The 21,004-nt window shown below is 64.2% G+C and carries 22 protein-coding genes and 1 tRNA gene; 15 read left to right on the forward strand and 8 right to left on the reverse strand.

Annotation, left to right across the window (positions count from 1 at the left end; genetic code table 11):
• The first annotated feature begins 60 nt into the window (after window positions 1–60).
• Window positions 61–885: a hypothetical protein gene (locus HL653_RS21895; RefSeq protein ID WP_171746370.1), complete on the forward strand. Its 825-nt coding sequence runs from the start codon at window positions 61–63 to the stop codon at window positions 883–885.
• Window positions 886–1,088: 203 nt separating this feature from the next.
• Here the strand turns inward: HL653_RS21895 and HL653_RS21900 are convergent, their stop codons facing one another.
• Window positions 1,089–2,345: a sensor domain-containing diguanylate cyclase gene (locus HL653_RS21900; protein WP_253717267.1), complete on the reverse strand. Its 1,257-nt coding sequence runs from the start codon at window positions 2,343–2,345 to the stop codon at window positions 1,089–1,091.
• A gap of 45 nt (window positions 2,346–2,390) precedes the next feature.
• On the opposite strand from HL653_RS21900, the gene lgt reads away from it, so the two are divergent.
• Both lgt and HL653_RS21910 read left to right on the forward strand, forming a co-directional pair.
• The gene (lgt, locus tag HL653_RS21905) at window positions 2,391–3,275 is read left to right on the forward strand and encodes a prolipoprotein diacylglyceryl transferase (RefSeq protein ID WP_171746371.1); all 885 of its coding nucleotides are present in this window, start codon (window positions 2,391–2,393) and stop codon (window positions 3,273–3,275) included.
• On the forward strand, window positions 3,259–4,329 hold the full coding sequence (locus HL653_RS21910; RefSeq protein ID WP_253717271.1) for a class I SAM-dependent methyltransferase: 1,071 nt from the start codon (window positions 3,259–3,261) through the stop codon (window positions 4,327–4,329). Before lgt ends, HL653_RS21910 begins: the two co-directional genes overlap by 17 nt.
• 113 nt (window positions 4,330–4,442) lie before the next feature.
• Here HL653_RS21910 and HL653_RS21915 read toward each other — a convergent pair whose 3' ends face one another.
• Window positions 4,443–5,774: an Nramp family divalent metal transporter gene (locus tag HL653_RS21915; RefSeq protein WP_171746372.1), complete on the reverse strand. Its 1,332-nt coding sequence runs from the start codon at window positions 5,772–5,774 to the stop codon at window positions 4,443–4,445.
• A gap of 113 nt (window positions 5,775–5,887) precedes the next feature.
• Here HL653_RS21915 and pgeF point away from each other — a divergent pair, with 113 nt between their 5' ends.
• Window positions 5,888–6,658, forward strand: a complete 771-nt coding sequence (pgeF, locus tag HL653_RS21920) for a peptidoglycan editing factor PgeF (RefSeq protein ID WP_171746373.1) — start codon at window positions 5,888–5,890, stop codon at window positions 6,656–6,658.
• Between the two features lie 22 nt (window positions 6,659–6,680).
• Here pgeF and HL653_RS21925 read toward each other — a convergent pair whose 3' ends face one another.
• Window positions 6,681–7,403: a DUF1134 domain-containing protein gene (locus HL653_RS21925; RefSeq protein WP_253717273.1), complete on the reverse strand. Its 723-nt coding sequence runs from the start codon at window positions 7,401–7,403 to the stop codon at window positions 6,681–6,683.
• 121 nt (window positions 7,404–7,524) lie between these two features.
• On the opposite strand from HL653_RS21925, the gene HL653_RS21930 reads away from it, so the two are divergent.
• The 3 genes from HL653_RS21930 to HL653_RS21935 all read left to right on the forward strand — a co-directional run bounded on the left by HL653_RS21930 (window position 7,525) and on the right by HL653_RS21935 (window position 9,137).
• A tRNA-Ser gene (locus tag HL653_RS21930) sits at window positions 7,525–7,614 on the forward strand.
• 183 nt (window positions 7,615–7,797) lie between these two features.
• Window positions 7,798–8,235 (forward strand): tyrosine-type recombinase/integrase, encoded by a 438-nt coding sequence (locus HL653_RS24710; RefSeq protein ID WP_367613576.1) that lies wholly within the window; start codon window positions 7,798–7,800, stop codon window positions 8,233–8,235.
• 2 nt (window positions 8,236–8,237) lie between these two features.
• On the forward strand, window positions 8,238–9,137 hold the full coding sequence (locus HL653_RS21935) for a tyrosine-type recombinase/integrase (protein WP_367613577.1): 900 nt from the start codon (window positions 8,238–8,240) through the stop codon (window positions 9,135–9,137).
• Between the two features lie 355 nt (window positions 9,138–9,492).
• Here the strand turns inward: HL653_RS21935 and HL653_RS21940 are convergent, their stop codons facing one another.
• Window positions 9,493–10,383 carry an AraC family transcriptional regulator gene (locus tag HL653_RS21940; protein ID WP_171746374.1) on the reverse strand — a complete coding sequence of 297 codons (891 nt, stop codon included), beginning with the start codon at window positions 10,381–10,383 and terminating at the stop codon, window positions 9,493–9,495.
• 156 nt (window positions 10,384–10,539) lie between these two features.
• Here HL653_RS21940 and HL653_RS21945 point away from each other — a divergent pair, with 156 nt between their 5' ends.
• From HL653_RS21945 to HL653_RS21975, 7 genes are all read left to right on the forward strand, one after another.
• The gene (locus HL653_RS21945; protein ID WP_171746375.1) at window positions 10,540–11,235 is read left to right on the forward strand and encodes a type 1 glutamine amidotransferase domain-containing protein; all 696 of its coding nucleotides are present in this window, start codon (window positions 10,540–10,542) and stop codon (window positions 11,233–11,235) included.
• 58 nt (window positions 11,236–11,293) lie between these two features.
• Window positions 11,294–11,719 (forward strand): putative quinol monooxygenase, encoded by a 426-nt coding sequence (locus HL653_RS21950; RefSeq protein WP_216599917.1) that lies wholly within the window; start codon window positions 11,294–11,296, stop codon window positions 11,717–11,719.
• 5 nt (window positions 11,720–11,724) lie between these two features.
• Entirely contained in the window at window positions 11,725–12,984 is a 1,260-nt protein-coding gene (locus HL653_RS21955) for an MFS transporter (protein ID WP_171746376.1), read from the forward strand.
• Between the two features lie 110 nt (window positions 12,985–13,094).
• Complete coding sequence (locus tag HL653_RS21960; protein ID WP_171746377.1) at window positions 13,095–13,397, forward strand: hypothetical protein; 303 nt, start codon at window positions 13,095–13,097, stop codon at window positions 13,395–13,397.
• A 142-nt stretch (window positions 13,398–13,539) separates the two neighbouring features.
• Window positions 13,540–13,995, forward strand: coding sequence for a hypothetical protein (locus HL653_RS21965; RefSeq protein ID WP_171746378.1), 456 nt, complete (start codon window positions 13,540–13,542; stop codon window positions 13,993–13,995).
• Window positions 13,996–14,235: 240 nt separating this feature from the next.
• On the forward strand, window positions 14,236–14,562 hold the full coding sequence (locus HL653_RS21970; RefSeq protein WP_171746379.1) for a DUF485 domain-containing protein: 327 nt from the start codon (window positions 14,236–14,238) through the stop codon (window positions 14,560–14,562).
• Entirely contained in the window at window positions 14,559–16,262 is a 1,704-nt protein-coding gene (locus tag HL653_RS21975) for a cation acetate symporter (protein WP_171746380.1), read from the forward strand. The genes HL653_RS21970 and HL653_RS21975 overlap by 4 nt, the downstream gene beginning before the upstream one ends.
• Window positions 16,263–16,327: 65 nt before the next feature.
• On the opposite strand, the gene HL653_RS21980 is transcribed toward HL653_RS21975, so the two are convergent.
• The 4 genes from HL653_RS21980 to HL653_RS21995 all read right to left on the reverse strand — a co-directional run bounded on the left by HL653_RS21980 (window position 16,328) and on the right by HL653_RS21995 (window position 19,075).
• Window positions 16,328–16,603, reverse strand: a complete 276-nt coding sequence (locus HL653_RS21980) for a hypothetical protein (RefSeq protein WP_171746381.1) — start codon at window positions 16,601–16,603, stop codon at window positions 16,328–16,330.
• 292 nt (window positions 16,604–16,895) lie between these two features.
• Window positions 16,896–17,564 (reverse strand): hypothetical protein, encoded by a 669-nt coding sequence (locus tag HL653_RS21985; protein WP_171746382.1) that lies wholly within the window; start codon window positions 17,562–17,564, stop codon window positions 16,896–16,898.
• The gene (locus HL653_RS21990) at window positions 17,561–18,367 is read right to left on the reverse strand and encodes a formylglycine-generating enzyme family protein (RefSeq protein WP_171746383.1); all 807 of its coding nucleotides are present in this window, start codon (window positions 18,365–18,367) and stop codon (window positions 17,561–17,563) included. The genes HL653_RS21985 and HL653_RS21990 overlap by 4 nt, the downstream gene beginning before the upstream one ends.
• 159 nt (window positions 18,368–18,526) lie before the next feature.
• Window positions 18,527–19,075, reverse strand: a complete 549-nt coding sequence (locus tag HL653_RS21995; protein ID WP_171746384.1) for a PEPxxWA-CTERM sorting domain-containing protein — start codon at window positions 19,073–19,075, stop codon at window positions 18,527–18,529.
• Between the two features lie 799 nt (window positions 19,076–19,874).
• On the opposite strand from HL653_RS21995, the gene HL653_RS22000 reads away from it, so the two are divergent.
• Window positions 19,875–20,987: a TIGR03032 family protein gene (locus HL653_RS22000; protein WP_171746385.1), complete on the forward strand. Its 1,113-nt coding sequence runs from the start codon at window positions 19,875–19,877 to the stop codon at window positions 20,985–20,987.
• Window positions 20,988–21,004: the final 17 nt, after the last annotated feature.

The following is a 21,004-nucleotide window of genomic DNA, read 5'->3' on the forward strand; positions in this document are numbered from 1 at the left end:
CGGGACTAGCCGCATGGTCACTCTCGACAGGGGCTCGCCCCGTCCTCACAAGGGCATATTATGCGGAACCGACTGCTTTCGGCCTGCCTCATCGCCACGATCACGACGGCCTCCGAGGCCGCTGAGACGCCCGCGACGCTCGCCCCCGTCACCGAGGTCGCGCGCTTCTCGGCCGAGGAAGCCCGGCAGGGCGTCGTGGCGGACGGGAAATATGTCTATGCCATCTCCAATGCCGAGATCGGCAAATATGATCGCGCCACGCACAAGCGGGTCGACACATGGCAGGGCGATCCCGCCCGCTTCCGCCACATGAACAGCTGCATCCTCGCCGGCAAAGAGCTTGTCTGCGCCGCCTCCAACTATCCGGAAGTGCCGCAGGCCAGCTCGATCGAATGGTTCGACGCGGTCCACCTCGCCCATGTCCGCACGCGCAGCCTCGGCCCCGGTCGCGGTTCGCTGACGTGGCTGGACTGGCACGATGGCAGTTGGTGGGCCTGCTTCGCCAATTATGACGGCAAGGGCGGCGAGCCCAATCGCGATCATCGTTACACCACGCTCGTCCGCTACGGCACCGACTTTCAGGAGCAGGGCGCGTGGCTCTTCCCCGCCACCGTGCTGGAGCGCTTCGGCACCTTCAGCAGCTCGGGCGGAGTCTGGGGCGAGGACGGCCTGCTCTACGTGACCGGCCACGACCGGCCGGAGTTGTACGCGCTGCGCGTGCCCCCCGCCGGATCGACGCTGGAGCATGTGGCGACGATCCCGCTCGTCACGGACGGACAGGCCGTGGCGTGGGAACGCGGCGCCGATCGCATCCTCTGGGGCATCGAACGCAAGACCAAGGAAGCCGTCGCCGCGCACGTTCCTCCGGTGACGACGGGGAAGTAACCTGGCGGCAAGTACAACACGCTCCCCTCCCTGAAAGGGAGGGGCCAGGGGTGGGTCGAGGGCGGCAGCACGAACATCGCTGCCACCACATCATCACCGCAAACCCACCGGTCATCCCAGCGAAGGCTGGGATCGTCTCCAGCGAGCGTGCGCTCGCCCTTCCAGCGATGCCAGCCTGCGCTGGCATGACGGACAGTCATGCCTCAGCCCTGCGCCTTGGCTTCGATGCGATTACGGCCGCCTCGCTTGGCCGCATATAGCAGCTGATCGACCTCTTCGGTGAAGGCCGCGATGGTCGCGTCCGCACCGGGAATGATGGTGCCGACCCCGAAGCTGGCCGTAACGACCGGCCCGCTGGTGGATGTCTCATGCGGGATGGCGAGCTGAGCCAGCAGTTTCCTGCAGCGTCGCGCGAGATCCAGCGCCGCCTCCGCATTGGTTTCGGGCAGGAGAAGGACGAATTCCTCTCCGCCATAACGGGCAACGACGTCCCGCGGCCGCGTGGCCAGGCCTTTCAGCGCGGTGCCGACACTCCGCAGGCATTCGTCGCCCTGAAGGTGACCGTAGCGATCGTTGAATTGCTTGAAGTGATCGATGTCCAGCATGATCAGCGAAAGCGGCTGTCCGGTTCGGGCCGCGTCCTCGAATTCGCTCTCGAGATGATTGTCGAACACCCGCCGGTTGGCGATGCGGGTCAGGCCGTCCTCGAACGAAAGCACCTCCAGATCGCGGTGAAGCCGGAGCAGATCCTGTTCGGCTTTCTTGCGCTCGCTGATGTCGAACATGAAACCGACGAGGCTGTCGACCTCGCCGTCCGCATTCCTCACGACATGCACGACGTCGCGGATCCAGACATAGCCGCCGTCCGCCGTGAGAGCCCGATAATCGGCCTCGTGGTCCACCCCGGCCTGCGACTGCGAGACGCAGAAATTGACGACATAGTCGCGATCCTCCGGATGCATGCGCGACACCCAGTCGTCGACCGAAACCCAGCTGTCCTGCGTCCAGCCGAGGAGCGTTTCGATCTGGGGGCCGATATAGGCGAAGCGCATCGCGGCCCAGTCGATCTTCCAGGGGATTGCCTTGGTGGACTCCAGCAGCGTCTTGTAAACGGCCGGATCATAATCGGGGACGGCGGCGGCATCGGGCAGAATATCGAACGTGGAAACCCGCACGTCCGCAACGTCTTCACTCATGGATACAGGCACTTTCGCGGATCGATCGACGGCGGCGAAGGCGCGACCGTCATTCCCCGCATTATCGGGAAAAAACTGCGACTCCGCCAGAAGGCCAGCGACGCATCGTCGCATCGAGGGCGGCGTCGCATCGGAAGACATCCGCGTCCGGGATACGAAGACGGGGACGGGTGGCGCCCCCACGCCTATAGAGACGCGGCTTTCGCGAGACGTCCCCTCCCCGAGCCCTTTTCCTTCCCACCGCCCGTACACCACTCGCCTCACGCCCATCTTCCGGCCGCCCGCAGGACAGGCTAAGGCCCGGCGCGCATGAGCCTCCTCGCCCTCGCCGCCGCCACCGCGGCCACCGCCGCCGAGCCGATCCGCTATGCGGATCTGCATCTGTCGCCGATCGCCCTCGATCTCGGCTTCTTCCAGATCCGCTGGTATTCGCTCGGCTACATCGCCGGCATCCTGCTGGGCTGGTGGTGGCTGACGAAGATGATCGATCAGCCCGGCGCGCCGATGGCGCGGCGCCATGCCGACGATTTCGTCTTCTATGCCACGCTCGGCATCATCCTCGGCGGTCGCATCGGCTATGTGATCTTCTACGATCCGTGGATGGTGAAGCAGGATCCCCTGCAGGTGTTCCGCCTGTGGGATGGCGGCATGTCCTTCCATGGCGGCGCGTTCGGAACCCTCGTGGCGGTCTGGTGGCTGTCGTGGCGCGAGAAGCTCTCGCCGCTGCGCATGATCGATTATGTCGCCTGCTGCGCCTGTTTCGGCGTGTTCCTCGTCCGCCTCGCCAATTTCGCCAATGGCGAGCTGTGGGGCCGGATCACGGACGTGCCGTGGGCGGTGGTCTTCCCCGGCGCCGATGCCGGTCCATACCCCCGCCATCCGAGCCAGCTGTACGAGGCCGTGCTGGAGGGCATCGTCGTCGGTTCGGTCCTCAACTATTTCTTCTGGAAGACGCGCGCGCGCTACTGGCCGGGCTTCCTGTTCGGCGTGTCACTGCTGGGCTACGGCCTCGTCCGCTTCCTGCTGGAATTCGTGCGCGAGCCGGACGTGCAGCTGGGCACGCTCCCCTGGGGCCTCACCATGGGGCAGACCCTGTCGACGCCGATGGTCCTCGTCGGCCTCTATCTGATCGCGACGGCCAAGGGCCGCCGCATCCGCACCGAACCGATTGCGGGCAGTGACAGCGTCGCCTGATCCCGCCGGGGAGATTGCGGCGCTCATCGCCGCAGACGGCCCCATCCCGCTGTCCCGCTTCATGGGGATCGCCAACGCGCATTATTATGCGACGCGCGATCCCTTCGGCGCGGGCGGCGATTTCGTCACCGCGCCCGAGATCAGCCAGATGTTCGGCGAACTGGTCGGCCTGTGCCTTGCCGATCTGTGGGAGCGCCATGGCGGCGGACCCGCTGCCTATGTCGAGCTGGGGCCGGGCCGGGGCTCGCTGGCCGAGGATGCGCTCCGGGCGATGAAGGCGGCGGGCCTCGCCCCGGCCGCCCATCTGGTCGAGACGAGCCCCGTGCTGCGCGCCGCGCAGGCGGATCGCGTCGCGGGTGCGACATGGCACGATACGATCGAGACGCTGCCGGATGACATGCCGCTGCTGATCGTCGCCAATGAATTTTTCGACGCGCTGCCGATCAGCCAGTTCATCTCCACCGTGATGGGCTGGCGCGAGCAGATGGTGACGGCCGAGGAGAGCGATGGCGCCACCGCCTTCGCGCTCGTGCCCGGCACGAAGCTGATGGACAGCCTGATCCCGCGCCACCTGCTGGATGCCGATCCCGGCGGCGTGTTCGAGCTGAACCCCGAGGCGATCGCGATCGTCAGCGCCCTCGCCCGCCGCCTCGCGGCACAGGGCGGCGCGATGCTGATCGTCGATTATGGGCATGACGGCAGCCGCCACGGCGATACGCTGCAGGCGGTGCGCGCGCATGCCTATGCCGATCCGCTCGCGCATCCCGGCCAGAGCGACCTCACCGCCCATGTCGATTTCCTCGCGCTGGAGGCCGCCGCCGCCACCGCCGAGGCGCGCGTCTTCGGTCCGGTCGAGCAGGGCGAATGGCTGATCGCGCTCGGCATCTCCGATCGCTCGGCCATGCTCGCCCGCCACACCCCCGCCCGCGCGCAGGACATCACCGCCGCCTATCGCCGCCTGACGCACCCGGAGGAAATGGGCAGCCTGTTCAAGGCCTTGGCCGTGGTGGCGCCCGAGTGGCCCGATCCGGCGGGCTTTCCGCAGCGGCGCTAAACCTCTCTCCGCTCGTTCTGAGCGAAGTCGAAGGACGTGCTTCAGGCGGCGTCGTTTGCAGCCCGTGCTTCGACTTCGCTCAGCACGAACGGTATGGGATCAAGCCGCGAACCTCACCCGAACAGGCTCACCAGCAGCCACATATTCGCCCCGGCGATGATCGCGAACAGACACCACGCCAGCGCCACGCTCGGCCAGCGCGCCGCGAGCGATCCCATCACCCTTCGGTCGGAGACGATCCGGATCAGCGGCCAGATGGCGAAGGGCAATTGCAGCGACAGCACGATCTGGCTCAGCACCAGCATCGGCCCCACGCCCCCATCGCCCCACAGGGCCACACCCGCCAAGGCCGGCACGATCGCCGCGATCCGGGTGATCACGCGCCGCTGCCAGCAGGGGATGGAAAGCTTCAGGAAACCCTCCAGCACCACCTGCCCCGCAATCGTCCCGGTGAAGGTGCTGCTCTGTCCCGAGGCGAACAGGGCGATGCCGAACAGCAGGGCGGCGGCCCCCGCCCCCGTCACCGGTGAGAGCAGGCGATAGGCTTCGTCGATGCCCGTCACCGCGACATGTCCGTTGGCGTGGAAAGCACCCGCCGCCAGCATCAGGATCGCACCGTTCACCAGCATCGCGATCACCAGAGCCACCGCCGAATCCAGATTGGCGATGCGGATCGCCCGGCGTTTCTCGCCCGGCGCGGTGCCGACGGAGCGCGTCTGGACGATGCTGGAATGGAGATACAGATTGTGCGGCATCACCGTCGCGCCGATGATCCCGATCGCGATCGCCAGCGCGCCGGGCTGCGACAGCCGCCCCAGATCGGGCACCAGCCCGTGGGCCACCGCCGCGGGATCCGGCGGCACGATCAGCAGCTCGACAAGAAAGCACAGCGCGATGGTCGCGACGAGCGCGCCGACGATCGCCTCCACCTGCCGGAAGCCGCGCCCCTTCAGGCCGATCACCAGCAGCATGTCGCCCGCCGTCAGCAGGATGCCCAGCCAGAGCGGCAGGCCGAACAGCAACTTGATCGCCAGCGCCCCGCCCAGCACCTCGGCCACGTCGGTCGCGAGGATCGCGATCTCGGCCAGCGCCCAGAGCGTAAGGTTGGCCGCCTTGCCGTAGCGCTGCCGGCAGGCCTGCGCGAGATCGAGCCCCGAGACGAGCCCCACCCGCAAAGCCAGCGATTGCAGCAGGATCGCCGCGAGCGACGCCGCCGCCACCACGAACAGAAGATCGAAGCCATAGCCCGATCCCGCCGCGATATCGGTCGCCCAGTTGCCGGGGTCCATATAGCCGACCGCGACCAGCAGCCCCGGCCCGGCGAACCGCGCCAGCCGCTGCAGCAGCGGCGCGCCCTGCGGCACGGCGATGCTGCCCTCCACTTCGGAGGGGCAGAACGGGGCCGTGGCTGTAGCGGGCAGCGTCAGCCCCAGGATCGTCGCCATTCCCGCCATCTAGGCAGTCGCCGCGCGTGCGAACAGCCCCGCCGCGCGTCACCCCGTTTTTCCGCCTGCGCCCGGCCATTCAAACCTGTGGCCGGCTGCTCTAAGGCAGGCGCATGACCAGTCTCCCCCAGCCGATCCGCAGCCGCCTGATGGGCGATCTCCCCCACGCCTTTCTGGGCCGCGAGGGCGGTGTCTCCACCGGCATCCATGCCGGGCTGAACGTGGGTCTGGGATCGGATGACGATCGCGCCGCCATCGCCGAGAATCGCCGCCGCGCGGTCGAGGCGGTGCTGCCCGGCGCCACCCTCGCCACCCTCCATCAGGTCCATTCCGCCGACGCGGTGATCGTCCACACACCCTTTGGCGATGACGAGCGCCCCCGCGCCGACGCGCTCGTCACGCGCACGCCGGGCCTGCTGCTCGGCATCCTCACCGCCGATTGCGCGCCGATCCTGTTCGCGGATCTGGAGGAAGGCGTGGTCGGCGCGGCACATGCCGGCTGGAAGGGTGCGCTCGGCGGCGTCACCGACGCCACCCTCTCCGCGATGGAGCGGATCGGTGCCGATCGCTCCCGCATCGTCGCCGCGATCGGCCCCTGCATCGCGCGGGCTTCCTACGAGGTGGACGAGAGCTTCATCATCCGCTTCTGCGAGGACGATCCCGAAAACGAACGCTTCTTCGCGGACGGGCGCCCCGGCCACTGGCAGTTCGATCTGGAGGGCTATGTCGCCGCCCGGATCGCCGCTGCCGGCGTCACCCGGATCGAGGCGCTGGGGCTCGACACCTATGCCGACGAAGTCCGCTTCTTCAGCTATCGCCGCGCCACGCATCGCGGCGAGCCCGGCTATGGCCGCGAGATCAGCCTGATCGGGGTGCGGGGCTGATCCCCCGCCCCCCTCGCCATACTCAGAAAGGCGACCAGGTCGATTTCTCGGTGAACTTCATATAGCCGACATTGGCGCCCAGCCGCCAACCCACGCCCAGCCGGATCGGCACGATGACGACATCGCCGCGCTTCAGATAGCTGGCCGCGAAGCCGCCGATCACGAACACATTGCCCTCGGCCGCCGGGAAGCGCTTGTAGAGATCCTGCGTGTCGTAAAGATTGTAGACCAGCACGAAGGTCTTGCCCCCGTTCGCGCCGACATCGAAGCCCACGCTCGGCCCGGTCCAGTAGATCGGCCGCTGACCCTCGACCTTGTGGAACATCGTGCCCGATCCGTAGCGGATGCCCGCCACGAACGCGCCGCCCGCCTCACGCCCGGCGATATAGGCGTTGGGGCGGCCATATTGCTTGAACGTCTTTTCGATGACGCCGGCCAGGCCCTCCGCGCCCTTGCCGAACACGCCTTCGGCGGCGGCGAGAACATCATTCTCCTGATAGGCGCCGTCCTGCGAAGCCTGCCCCGCCGCCCGCTCGGTGGCGGGTGCTGCGGGCGGTGGAGCGGACGCGACGGGCGCCTCAGCCTCGGAGACGGGCGCGGGCTCCTCCCGAACCGGTTGAGCGGATGGCCGACCGGCGCGCGACGCCGCCTGGTTGGGATCGATCGTCTCCATCTGGGCCAGCGCGGGCATGGCCGCAAAGCCCATCACCGTGATCGCCCCGAGCCGCTTCATCCCCGTCACCATCCCACTATCCCCAAAAAAATGCCTGCCGAAATAGCCTATTCACCGATTGCCTCACGATGAACGCCGAGCTGCATTGATCCCCGCGAATGTGCCCGCTATAGCGCCCGCCTGCCGCCGGTCCGGAGACGTGGGTGAGTGGCTGAAACCAACGCTTTGCTAAAGCGTCATACGGGAAACCGTATCGAGGGTTCGAATCCCTCCGTCTCCGCCAGAGCCCCCTCCGCAGGGGTCCACAAAAGTCCACCGGTCTAGACTTTTCCTCAACGAAAACCGACGCTTAACTGGCTCACTCGGCCGCGTCCGTCCGTACCTGTCCACGCCTGTCCAGGCGATTCGGAGGTACTTTTTCGTGGTACTTGCGATGAAAAATCGTGGTACTTTTGGGGAGACCAGAGTGCTCACCGATGCAAAGGTCCGCGCGGCCAAGCCGCGCCCGAAATCTTATAAACTCACCGACGCCAACCGTCTGTTCCTGCTGGTCAGCCCCAGCGGCGGCAAGCTGTGGCGCTGGAACTACTATTTTTTCGGCAAGCAGAAGAGCATGTCTTTCGGCGCCTATCCGCGCGTCTCGCTGGCGGATGCGCGGTCAAAACGCGACGAGGCCCAGCAGCAATTGCTGGAGGGCCACGACCCCGCGCTCGCCAAGAAACTCGCGATCGCCCGGGTGCGCCAAGCCGCCCAGCAGACGTTCGAGGCCATCGCCCGCGAGTGGCATGAGAACGGAAAGTCGCAATGGGCCGTCGTCCATCAGAACGACATCATCCGCAGTCTCGAGCGCGACGTCTCCCCGCTATCGGCGCCATCCCGATCGCCCAGCTCACCCCGCCCCTGATCATGGCGGTGCTGCGGGAGGTCGAAAGCCGCGGCGCGATCGAGACCGCCAAGCGCATCCGGCAGCGCATCTCGGCCGTCTTCATCTACGGCATCGCAGAGGGCATCGTGACGAGCGATCCCGCCGAGAAGCTGGGTGCGGCGCTCAAGCCCCTGCGCAAGGGTCGCCAGCCCGCCATCACCGAGCTCAAACCCCTGCAGAAGATGATCATCGCCGCAGAGGAGGATTATGCCCGGCCGCTCACCCGACTGGCGCTGCGCCTGCTTGCCCTGACCGCCGTCCGCCCCAACGAGCTGCGCGGTGCCGAGTGGGCCGAATTCGAGGATCTGAACGGCCGCGAGCCGCTCTGGCGGATTCCCGCGACCCGAATGAAAGGGGATCTCGATCGCAAGGAGGAGATCAAGGGCGACCATCTCGTCCCGCTCACGCCGCAGGCGATCGCTGTGCTGCGGGCGCTCTGGCCCCTGTCCGGCGATGGTCGCCTCGTCTTCCCCAGCAACCGCCACCTGCATCGGCCCATGAGCGAGAATGCGATCGGCTATCTCCTCAACCGCGCCGGCTATCACGGTCACCACGTGCCACAGGGTTTCCGGGCCGCTTTCTCCACCATCATGAATGAATGGGCGGAGCGCCACGGCAAGGATCATGACCGCAAGGTGATCGACCTGATGCTGGCGCACGTACCCAAGGAGAAGGTCGAGGGCGCCTATAATCGCGCGGCGTTCATGCCACGTCGACGCGAACTGGCGATCATTTGGGCCGACATGCTCAGCGAATGCTTACCCCACCCCGTCATCCTGCTGGATCGCCCGGCCAAAGCGACTGCGTCCTCCTCGCGGCGTCGTGCTATCGCCCCTGTGGATGAAGATTTCCGTTTTCCGTCGCGACGACGCGCAGCATAGGAGCGTTCATTGTGCTGCTCGTGGTTGCGGAAAAGCTAGACTGCAACGTGATCGAGGCGTTCGACGGGAACACCGCGCTCTCAAACGAGGCGCCGAATGCGGACCTTCTTATTACCGACGTCGGTCTTCCCGTAAGACTGAAGGGGCGCCACGACGCCACTCAGCCTGAAGGCGGACTTCCGCATGCTGTTCATCAGGAGCATCGCATTGGGCGCGCAAGGACGTAGAGATTTCAAAGCTTCACCGGCGATAACGACCCAGTAGCGGACGTTCGGAGGCGCGTGCTCAATTCCGAACTTCCGACATTCATTGGTGCGATCATCATAACCAGCTGACCGTGTCTCTGCGCTCAAGCCTACGCTGCTGTGACCCGCTGTCGCGCCGCCTCCACGTCGCGCACCGGTGGCTGGCCGAACAGGCGGCGATATTCGCGCGTGAACTGGGGCACGCTTTCGTAGCCGACGGCATAGGCCGCGTTGCTGGCGTGCGCGCTTTCGGCCAGCATCATGCGCCGCGCCTCGATCAGCCGCAGTTGCTTCTGGAATTGCAACGGCGAGAGCGAGGTAACCGCGCGGAAATGGTGGTGGAAGGTCGAAACGCTCATGCCCGCGATCCGGGCAAGATTCTCGACCGGCTGCGCCACAGCATAATCGGCGCGGATCGCATCTACCGCGCGCCCGATACGCCGCGCGTGGCTGTCCGGAAAGCCGAGATGGCGGATAGCAGGGCCGTGCCGACCGGCGAGTAGCCAGTAATGCATCTCGCGCACCAGCGCCGCCTGCAGCATCGGGATCGAGGCGGGTCGATCCAGCAGACGCACCATCCGGAGCGCGGTATCGGCGACCTCCCCGTCGGTCGGCTGGAGCGTCAGCGGCGCGCCGTCATCGACCGACACCGCCTTCATCTCGGTCGACAGCTCCGCGATCAGCGCGGGATCGAGATAGAGCGCGAAGGAGAGATAAGGAACGATCCGGCTTGCGCGGCTGATCTGGCTCACGGTCGGCACGTCGGCGGTGATCAACATCGAATCGCCGCCGCTGAAGGCAAGAGTCCGGCTACCCATCGTCACCTCCTTAGTGCCCTGCACGACGAGGCAGATGAGCGGGCGCTGGATACCGTATTGCAACTCCCCGATGCTCGTCGTGCGAACGAGGTTCATCCCCGAAATCGGTACGCGGGCGATGCCGAGTGGATCTGCATGCACCTCGGCGTAACGTCGGATCGCGTCGAGGAGGGGCTGGGGCATGGCCGCCTTGTACCGCATCCCCGGCGCGGACTGAAGGCGATCCAGAGGATTAGGCAAGAGCTCGCCAGCTTCGGGCAACCGTCGCCGCCCCTTCCCGGCCATATCGGTCGGGCCGGACGAGGAGAGGCCTCGCCGCGGTCTTGAAGGAGACGAAGCATGAGCAAGATCCTGATCGTCCTGTCCGCCGCCGACACCTGGACCCGCGCGGACGGCTCCAAATATGCAAGTGGTGTCTGGGCCGAGGAATTCGTGGTGATGGATGAGACGTTCGTCGCCGCCGGCTGCAGCGTCGATATTGCCACGCCGCGCGGCGTGGCGCCGACGATCGACCCGCACTCGATGAACCCCGCTGTCGTCGGGCAGGAGAATGTCGATCATTTCCGCGCCTATCTCGACAGCATCGCCGACCGGCTGGCGCGGCCGCTGGTGCTCGCCGATGTCGTCACCGCCGATTATGACGCGGTGGTGATCCCCGGCGGCCACGGCCCGGTCGAGGATCTCTACAAGGACGCCGACATGGGCCGCGTGCTGGTCGATGCGCAGGCGTCCGACACGATCATCGCGCCGGTCTGCCACGGCCAGGCCGCCCTGCTCGCGGCAAAGGATGCCGACGGCAAGTGGCTGTTCGCCGGGCGCCGCATGACCGCGTTTAGCGACGAGGAGGAAGTGGAACTGGGCACCGCCGACAATGCGCCGTGGCTGCTCGCCGATACGCTGCGCAAATCGGGCGCGGCTTATGAGAAGGGTCCGAACTGGAGCGCTTACGTCGTCACCGACGGCAATTTGCTCAGCGGGCAGAATCCGGCGTCGAGCGCACCGCTCGCCGATGCCGTGCTCGCCGCGCTGCGCTGATCGCACCTGTGCGGGGCCGCGCGGTTCGCCGCCGACCCCGCCGAACGGGAGAGTTTCGATGAACGATGCCAGCCCCAAACATTGCGGCGTGCGGATGACCGGCGAAGACGGCGCCGATGGCCCCAAAGCCTTCTCGATCCTGATCGAGGCGAAGCCCGGCCGCGAGGAGGAGGTGATCAGGATGCTCGCCGCGATTCGGGCGGCCGTCGAGGACGAGCCCGCGACGGGACCGTGGTACGCCTACCGCCTGTCCGAAACGCAGTTCGCGATCTTCGAGGCGTTCCCGGACATCGCCGGGCGTGACGCGCATGTCGCCGGCCGGGGCGGCGACATCTTTCGCGACGCTGAGCGCATGAACCGCCTCCTCGCACAAGCAGCGCACGTGCAGAAGGTCGACGTCCTTTTCGTCAAGCAGGTGTTCGCGGGTGACGCGGCCGCCGTCAGCCAAGCTATAAATGCAGTCTCTGAAGGCGTCACAGTATAGGCCTCGTGCCGGCGCCGATTTTCCTGCTAATCGCTTTTATCAGCTCGTTCGTCGAAAGAGCGGCGGCGAGTGATCGAAATACATGTTCGGAGCATCGCAGCCGAGATGATGCCATGAAAGACAGCCGTGCGAGAGCACAAGCGTCCGCGGCCCTCAGCCTTCTCGCCGTGAGCATGTTGACCAATCCCGCCGGCGTATTGGGCGCGACGACACCGGTGATCGTCACCGCTCTCGTCGCGGAACTCGGCCAGACCCTGCGTAGCGCGAACATGCTCGTCGCGATCGAATTTGTGACGATGACGCTCGCGATCATGGCCGCGCCGCTTTTGCTGGGCCGGATCGGTGGCCGGGTTCTCGCCATCGCTTCCTGGATGCTGATGCTGGCCGGGCAGTTGGGCACGATTCTCAATATCCCTGTCGCCCTGGCGGTTGCGCGCGGCGCGACTGGCCTTGGCGAAGGTGCCCTTTATGGCCTCGCGCTTGCCGTGCTCGGTCGAAGCACCAAACCGGATCGAGCCTTTGGCGTCGTCGTATTTGCAAATCAGGTTGTAACCGCCGTTCTTCTGGCTCTCGCCGGCTGGGCACATCAACATGATCCGCGCTCCGGAATTTTACAGCTCATAACCGCCTTTCAGTTGGTCACCGGCTTTTTCATCCTGGCCATCGACCGGCAAAGGGTGAGCTCGCGCGAGCCAACGCCAGGATCGCTCGGCGGCCTGCTTGTCATTGCGCCGGCACTCCTCGCCATATTCCTCTTCGCCATCGCGTTCGGCACAATTTGGCCCCTGGCCGCGTCGATCGGTGAGATCAGAAATGTGCCGACCGGCGAGATCAATGCCGCGCTTGCGGTGGCAGGAATAGGGGGCATTGCTGGAGCGGCCGCAGCCGTTGCCCTCGGAAACCGCGCTGGCAGGACCATTCCCTTACTGACGGGATCCGTGGCGATGGCGATCGCTCTAGTAGGGGTGGTCGTCGGGCCGTTGGCGATCGCTGCTCCAGCGGTCCTCTTTCTCTGGTCGTTCCTCGTCCCCTATTATCTGGGAACCGTCGCGATGATGGACGGCGGCGCCCGGTTCATGGGGATCGCTGGCGCCATGCTGCCTTCCGGCATCGCCGCCGGGCAGTTTTTCGCAAGTTGTATGTCCGGAACGATCCCCAGTACCTTGGGGATCTGCGCGGCGATGCTGCAGGTCGCCTCCGCGATCGCTCTTTCGTTCTACCTGTGGATGTCCAAAAGCGACCGTCGCAATCGCGTTGGCCGTTGAAGCCGGAGCGATCCGAAACCGGACGTCGAACAGCGCTTGGCAGTCATCTGAAACCGGACGTTGGTTCATCCTGCTGCGGTCGGCTCGCCCCGATGATAGAAGGACGACCGATGGCGGCCTCGATCGATTTTGAGCGGGAGCAACGAGGCGTTGCGATCAGAATGGCAGCAGCGCTTTGTGTCACCATTTTCGCAGCAGCCGCGCGCCTGCATTGGGGCGCGAGCACGCCTCGCCCTTTGTCGGATCGCCTGATGATCACGGCGGGAGCGGACATGGTGGTTGTGGGTTGGTTGGCAGCGGCGATCGGAAATGTCGCCCGGCTGCGCTTCTTCTCCGTCACCGATATAGCCGGCAGTGGCTCCGCCACCGCCACTACGGAGGTAAGTCGCGCGAACGCGCCTACGAAGCCCTGAGCTGTCCGATTTTGGGGAAGACGGCTAGTCTGCTCTGCAGCAGTGACGGCTTTAGCGAAGGGTCCGCTTTGGTGAGAGGAAAGGGCATCGGCTGCTCCTTGGGGTGGCCATCAGTCGGTCCCTTTACGGAGCAGCAATTCTTTTGTTGCTGATTAACGGCATGACTCAGCTCAGAAAGGCCTACTGGCGGCGCCAGCGTGAATCCGAACGCGCGGCGCTACGAAGTGGCGCAGCGGGCGCTTCATTTCCATGCGCGGCGGAACGCTTTGCGACGAAGCGGCTCAACCTACGTCCAACGGAGATCTGGGAAGACGAGATAGATGCGATGCGCGGTGAGCGGCGCTACGAGATTCGGCAACGTCGAGAGGGGGATCGCCGCGCTTTCGAGCGTTTAGACACGGCCAAATTCGATATATTGGTCGTCTGCGTGTGGACCATCGGGGAGGCGCGAGGGGTTGTGCATCTCAAGTTCGAGTGCAAGCTCCTGACGGCGCAAGCCATTGCAAGAGCCGGAACGGCCAAACTGAACGCGTTGCTATCGGCTGCGCCTACACGATTGAGCGGTAAGGCCATGTCTTTACGCCGAAATCACGTCTAGATATTCACGGCCAAGATAGGCGCGATCAGACGAGCTGCTTTTCGACAAGAGGACCCACAAGTGGACGTTCAGGCCGCCCTCTTCGCTCCCGAAAACCAAACATTGGTTCAGAGAGCAGCGCCGTCACCCGTCGCCCTGCCACCGACCTGTCGTAGGGCTAATCTTGAAGGCAGGTCGCAATAGGGATGACGCAAACGGGGATGCGTTGCCATCGAGGCTTCCACAGTCAATGAAGGGGGGATGACGAACGCCCAAGCCCCCGACCGCGCGCTCGAAGCGAAAATCGCCCTGGACCCGCGGTATGTCGCACTGGTTCGCGACCGGACGCGTTTCTCCTGGTTGCTGACCGCTATTACCGTTGTTGTGTATAGCAGTTTCATCTCGCTGATCGCGTTCGACAAACCGTTTATGGCCAGGCCCATCGCCGGCGGCACAACCACCATCGCGGTCGCGCTGGGCGCGGCGATGTTGATCGGTACCATCGCGATCTGCGCGGTCTATGTCCGGCGCGCCAACGGCGAATATGACGCGCGTTTTGCCGCTTTGCTGACGGAGCTGACAGCATGACGCGCCGGCTCCTGGCGATGGCAGGCATGGTCGCGCTGCTGGGCTGGGCGACCGGGGCGAATGCGGAGATAACAGGCGCGATCACCAGGCAGCCGACCAACTGGACCGCGATCGCGATGTTCGCCGGCTTCGTCGCCATCACGCTCTGGATCACGGGCGTGGCGGCGCGAAGGACGCGCACCGTCTCCGATTTCTACACCGGCGGCGGGATCACCGGGTTCCAGAACGGCCTTGCCATGGCCGGAGACTATTGCTCGGCGGCGTCATTCCTCGGCATCACCTCGCAGATCTTCAACGACGGCTATGACGGGCTGATCTACGCGATCGGCTTTCTGGTCGGCTGGCCGATCGTCCTGTTCCTCGTCGCCGAGAAACTACGCAACCTCGGTCGCTTCACCTTCGCCGATGTCGCCTCCTACCGATTCCTGCAGGGGCCGGTTCGCGGCTTCTCCGCAATCAGCACGCTGCTGGTCGTTTCCTTCTACCTCATCGCGCAGATGGTTGGTGCGGGCCAGCTTATCCAACTGCTGTTTGGCTTGCCCTATCTCTATGCGATCGTCGTCGTCGGCGGGCTGATGATGGTCTATGTCCTGTTCGGGGGCATGCGCGCGACCTCTTGGGTGCAGATCATTAAAGCAGTGATGCTGCTGTGCGGCGCGACAGCGATGGTTTTCGGCGTGATGGCGCATGTCGGCTTCTCGTTCGAAGCGTTGTTCGCGCACGCCGTCGCCGTCAAAACGCAGGTCGCGCTGGATAGTGGGCTCTCGCCTGCGGATGCGGCTACCAAGGGCCGCGCGATCATGGGGCCGGGCGGCTTCATCAAGGATCCGATCTCGGCCCTTTCATTCGGCTTCGCGTTGATGCTCGGCACCGCAGGCCTGCCCCATATCCTCATGCGCTTCTTCACCGTCCCGGATGCCCGTGAGGCGCGCAAGTCTATCCTGTGGGCGACGATCTGGATCGGCTATTTCTATGCTCTCACGTTCATCCTCGGCTTTGGCGCGATCGTGATGATCTCGTTCAATCCCGATTATGTGGATGCTGGCGGCCTGCTGCGCGGTGGTAACAACATGGCCGTGATGCATCTGGCCCACGCTATCGGCGGCAACCTGTTTCTCGGCTTCATCTCTGCGGTGGCGTTCGCCACGATCCTGGCCGTGGTTGCAGGGCTGACATTGTCCGCCGCGTCGGCAATCTCACACGACATCTATGCGAGCGTGCTCCAAAAAGGCGCCGCCGCCCCTCAAAAGGAACTGCGCGTGTCGCGTATCACTACGGTGCTGCTCGGCATCGCGGCGATCGTACTGGGTATCGTGTTCGAGAAGCAAAACGTGGCCTTCATGGTCAGCCTGGCCTTCGCGCTCGCCGCGTCGGGCAATTTTCCGGTGCTGGTGATGTCACTCCTGTGGAAAGGATGCACAACCAGGGGCGCGGCGTGGGGCGGTGGGATCGGCTTGCTGAGCGCTTTCATTCTCACCGTTTTGTCGCCGGTCATCTGGATCGCGGTGCTTCATTTCGATCACGCGATTTTCCCCTACAGTTCGCCCGCTCTCTTCTCGGTGCCGGCCGCATTCCTTGCCATCTGGCTGATTTCGCGTCTCGACCAGTCTCCCCGCGCGGCAATCGACAAGGCAGCATATCCTGAACAGCGACTGCGCTCCGAAACCGGCATCGGCGTGCATAGCGCTGCGGCACACTAAGTCGGGTCCCGTATCGCGCCTTTCGATCGCTGGAGCGCCGCGCCGGGGGCCCCAGAAACAGATATTCAGTCGCGCTCGGCCATCTCCGAAAGGGAACGCTCGTGCAGTTGGCTTGTGCGGCCAATTGTATTCTCGTCCCGCGGAGCTCTCGCAATGATGGCCTGCGCTGCTCGCAGGCGGGCCTTCCATGTTTTCACGGACGGATGGGCGGCGGCGAGACCGGCGAGCCGCCCTTCGATCTGGGCGGCCTCACGCTTTGCAGCTTCAAGTTCGGCGGCCGTCGGCGGTGGCTGTATATTGGCGCGCATGTGTGCGCCGGTGCGTCCCTTACTCTTGCTCATCGATCGCCAAATGGTCTGAGAAGATGGCGCGGGTCAATGCCATGGCCCTCCTCGCCTCAGAGACCGCCAGACCCAGTTATGGACGCTCAGCGTCGCCCAAGGGCTTACCAAAAGCGGACTTTCATTAAGGTGCCTGCGACTGCGCAGCACGCGTCGGCTGGCACCGGCGCCGCGACTCACGGACAGTCTGCCGATCGCAATATCCCGTCGGTATCCAAGCTCCGCCTGAGATGACGAACGCCCCCCTTCGGCGCGAGCATAAGGACAAGATTGCGGCGCCCTTTCCGCGCATTTATCGCGCGCGATCTTCCAACAGCTTGCCAGCACAGAGTCCTGATGGCTGCCATACCTGCGTCAGCGTGGTCGGCGGAAGGCCACGATCGTGGAGGATGAGCGCGAAACCGTTTCTTGGGCTCTTGCCCACCGCCATGAGGAGCATCGGGGCGCCAGCCCTGATCATCTGACTATTGCCCGGCCCACGTCCGATCTGGGCGCCGTCAGGCGTTTCCAGACAGGTATCGCCGCTGATGGCATAAAATGCCTCTGGACCCGAATGAACATGTAAGGGGGCCGTCATGCCCGGGGTAAAGACGGAGCGAAGATATTCGGCCGCGTAGCTTGAGGCGGGCGCGATCGGAAGCGGGCCGATCTTGGCAACATGATCGCCCCATCGCGCGCGCCAGTTCACGTCGGCGATGGTGAAAAGCCAGTAGGAGCCGAAAGCCTCGACCACGGCGCCTGTCGCGGTGGCTGCCCGTTCGGCCATTTCCTTCGAAGGAAATCGGTCCAGGTGCCAGTAGATCTCTCCTGCGGGCAAATCCGGCAGCTCTTTATGGCTCAGCAGGCACGCGGCACCAGCGCCCTCTTCCGTCCCGCATGGCCGCGTCGTCGCCTGAGCCTGCCCGGCGGAGGGCGTGGCCAAAACCAAGAACGCCGCCGCAAGAAGGATCTTCGTTTTCATTGTTTGGCCGATCCTGACCTCGGGGCGACGTCGCTCGAGACTATTCGAAGGCCGAATCCGGCGCTTCTGTATTCAGTTACAACGAGGTTTGGCGGTGGGGCATAATTGCGGCTTGCCGACCGGATCAGGGCCGGAGTGTCCCCCCATGTTCCGCCCCGTGCGACCCGGAACTTGCACTCCGCACTGTCGACCGCCGACGCGTCCTTGGGACGTCCGGCAAGCGAGGCCGTGTAGCAATCCTGGGTCCACTGCCACGCATTCCCGATCATGTCGTAAAGGCCGAAGGCGTTGGGCGCGAACGACTTCACCGGCGAAGTGTTCACCCAGACATCGCGCCCACCCGTCGCGCCGGTGCAGCAGGCATCCGCACCATAGTTCGCGAAATCGTGCGACGGCTCGTCACCCCACGGGTAGGCGGTGACGGAGCCCGCTCTGGCCGCATATTCCCATTCGGCCTCGGTGGGGAGCCGGTAAGGACGCCCCATCTTGCGGCTGAGCCAATCGACATAGGCCTGTGCCTCCGACCAGCTGACGCAAACGACGGGGTCATCATCCCTTTGGGCGAAGCCGAGGTGACGCCAGGACGCTGTTCCTGCCTCTCCCTTCGACAGGCCGCTATAGGCGCAGCCAATGCCGTCCGGGCGGTGAGTGTCGGCGACGAAGGCTGCCCATTGCCGGCGCGTCACATCGGTCTGCCCCATCGCGAAGGACCGGACCTCGATCTGCGTCGGGGGGCTCTCGTCGTCTTTGCGGCCTTGCTCGGTCGCGGGCGACCCCATGACGAACCGGCCGGCCGGAAGCACGATCATGTCCGAACAGTCCGGACAGTCCCGGAACATCGGAAGGCTCTTGGAGGCCGGTTCGGCCGGAGCGGGCGTCCAAGACATTGCCAGTAACAATGTCGCCAGCAGAGCAGCACACAACTTCATGCTCGACCTCGGCTATTTGTGGTTCGAAGCGTGTCAGATCGCCCGAGCTCGCATCCGACGGTGTCGACGCATCCCGATCCCGACAAAACCAAAGCCTCCGATGAACATCGCCCATGTGGAGGGCTCCGGAGAAGCTGTAAGATCAGTCAATCTACCTGTGTTGGAGGTATATTGCGCGCCCTGATAAAAGGTTAAGCTATTCAATATGGGTGAATTTGAAGAGATTCCTTCAATGAAAAACCCGAACGATCCTTCTGTTGAGGAATTGTATCCGAAATTATCAACTAGGTCTGTTCCAATAGATACATTATCGTCATTGATGAAATACTGAAATTCTACCGATTTCGCGGCAGGAAAATCCAGCGATAAAACCGTCAATCCCGTCGTCGTTGGCGCGATGTGACCAGAGTTATCGAACGAAAGCTCAAACTGTATCGTGATCGTGGGATAGGGGCTTGCTATCGGGCCCTGACCGGTCGCGAAACGCGAATAGGTTGCTCGCAGTGTTTTGGTGATGAATGTGGCTTGCGCCGATCCTGTCACCAAGGTTGCAACCACAGCCGCCAGTAGCAAACGCTTCATATGTTCCCCCACATCAGCGCACGAACGAAGCAATGATTTAGCAGAGGATAGCGCGATCGAGGCGCCATGCACACCAAAACCGTGCCAATCTGGCTTTTTGGATTGCCGACAATTTGGCTGGTTCGGTCGGGGTGTCGTCTCGCCAAAGACTGGATGAGCGATCCATTCTTCACGTTTACTGACGCACCAGCAAAGAGCGTTCTCCCTCAAACACGCCCACAAATGCGACTAAACTAGCAGTAGCTCAAAGACGATCAGAGCCGACACCTCAATGGTTCATGTCGATCTCACGGCTACGTTCGACGACCCGTAACAGCCTTCTCGATGCCTCGAAGTCGGTGGAAAGCGGCCGTTACCGACCATCACAGGCGAGCGATCTCGCAACTGTGATCGACAGACAGTAGGGTTCGCGCAGCGTGAATATCCCACGGCGAACAAATTAGTCTGGCGAGCCCGGCGGAAGGCCGGTTCCGCGTGAACGAACCTTGCCGTCGGCACATGTGAAACGGAGGGCTATGCCGATCCTCGTGACCGGCAGGCGCTGGTGCTCCCGGCCTCTCCAGAAGCGCGGCGGCAGCGAGATTACGAAAAATTCCAAGCAGCGGGAATAAAACCGACGCGCCTTCGATCTCACCACTGAGTGGGGATCGAGGCGTCACACGATGAGGGTGTTTTCAGAAACTCGGCCGACGGTCATGGTGCTGCTTGGCGGTGAACATGGCTTGGGCGTGTTCAGGTTTGACACGGCGCGCGTGATCGGCCCCGGCCTCTGTCCTCACGCAAACCAGGAAGACGTCCTTTGCTTTTAAGCGCCGACACGCCCTCGGCGGCGGCGGACGAGGATATCGCCGAGACAGGCGCTATCACCACCAAACATTCCTTTTCACCGGGTTTGCCTGGGCGGCTCGCCGGCCTCGAAATCTCCCTCGCCTTCACCTCTTACCAGTCGGGCATGCTCAACATGCTTGGCTCCCAGGCGGGTCATGGACCTCAACTTCATCAGTCGGCGGTCGGCAAGCCGATGGGCATCACCATCGACGGAATGAACGGATTTGTGCTGGTCGGCGCCAACACCATCACCCGCTATCGGAATGTTCTGAACCCGTCCGAGCGCATCGATCATATTTTTGATGCCTGCTACATGCCGCGCGAGACCTGGCTGACTGGTGGTCTGGACGCGCATGACGTGGCTGTCGACGCGGACGGACAGGTGATCTTCGTCAACACAGCCTTCAATTGCTTAGCGACGCTATCGCCGGTGCACAGCTTCACGCCGGTGTGGCGGCCACGGTTCATTTCAGCGTTGGTGAACGAGGATCGTTGCCATCTTAACGGCTTGGCCATGGAGGCCGGCCGTCCCGCCTTTGTCACCGCGGCAAGCAGATCGGACACGATCGACGGCTGGCGCGATCGGCGCGACGGAGGTGGCGTCGCGATCGATGTCAGAAGCGGCGAAATCGTGTGCAGTGGCCTGTCCATGCCGCATTCGCCGCGCGTCCACCGCGGCAGGCTGTGGCTGCTAAACTCGGGCACCGGGGAGCTCGGGCGGGTCGGCGACAACGGCCTCTTCGAGCCGGCCGTCTTCTGCCCGGGATTTGTCCGTGGCCTCGCGTTCCACGACAATCTGGCTTTCGTGGCCCTGTCGAAGCCTCGCCACGAACGCTTTGACGGCCTGCCGCTCGATCGTCGCCTTGCCGAGGCGGATTCCGATTCGTGGTGCGGGCTGCAGGTCATCGACCTCGACACCGGCACCTGCGTCGACTGGTTCCGGATCGATGGCGATGTGATCGAACTTTACGACGTAGCTGTGATGGCCGGTCATCTTTGCCCGATGGCGGTCAGTCCGAGCTCGGCCGATGCCTTCAACCTGATCACGATCGGCGAAGGCCCATCCACCAACACCAGCACTTAGTCGCTTACGCTTTGCGA

This window comes from Sphingomonas sp. AP4-R1 (assembly GCF_013113735.1).
Taxonomy (GTDB): domain Bacteria; phylum Pseudomonadota; class Alphaproteobacteria; order Sphingomonadales; family Sphingomonadaceae; genus Sphingomonas_I.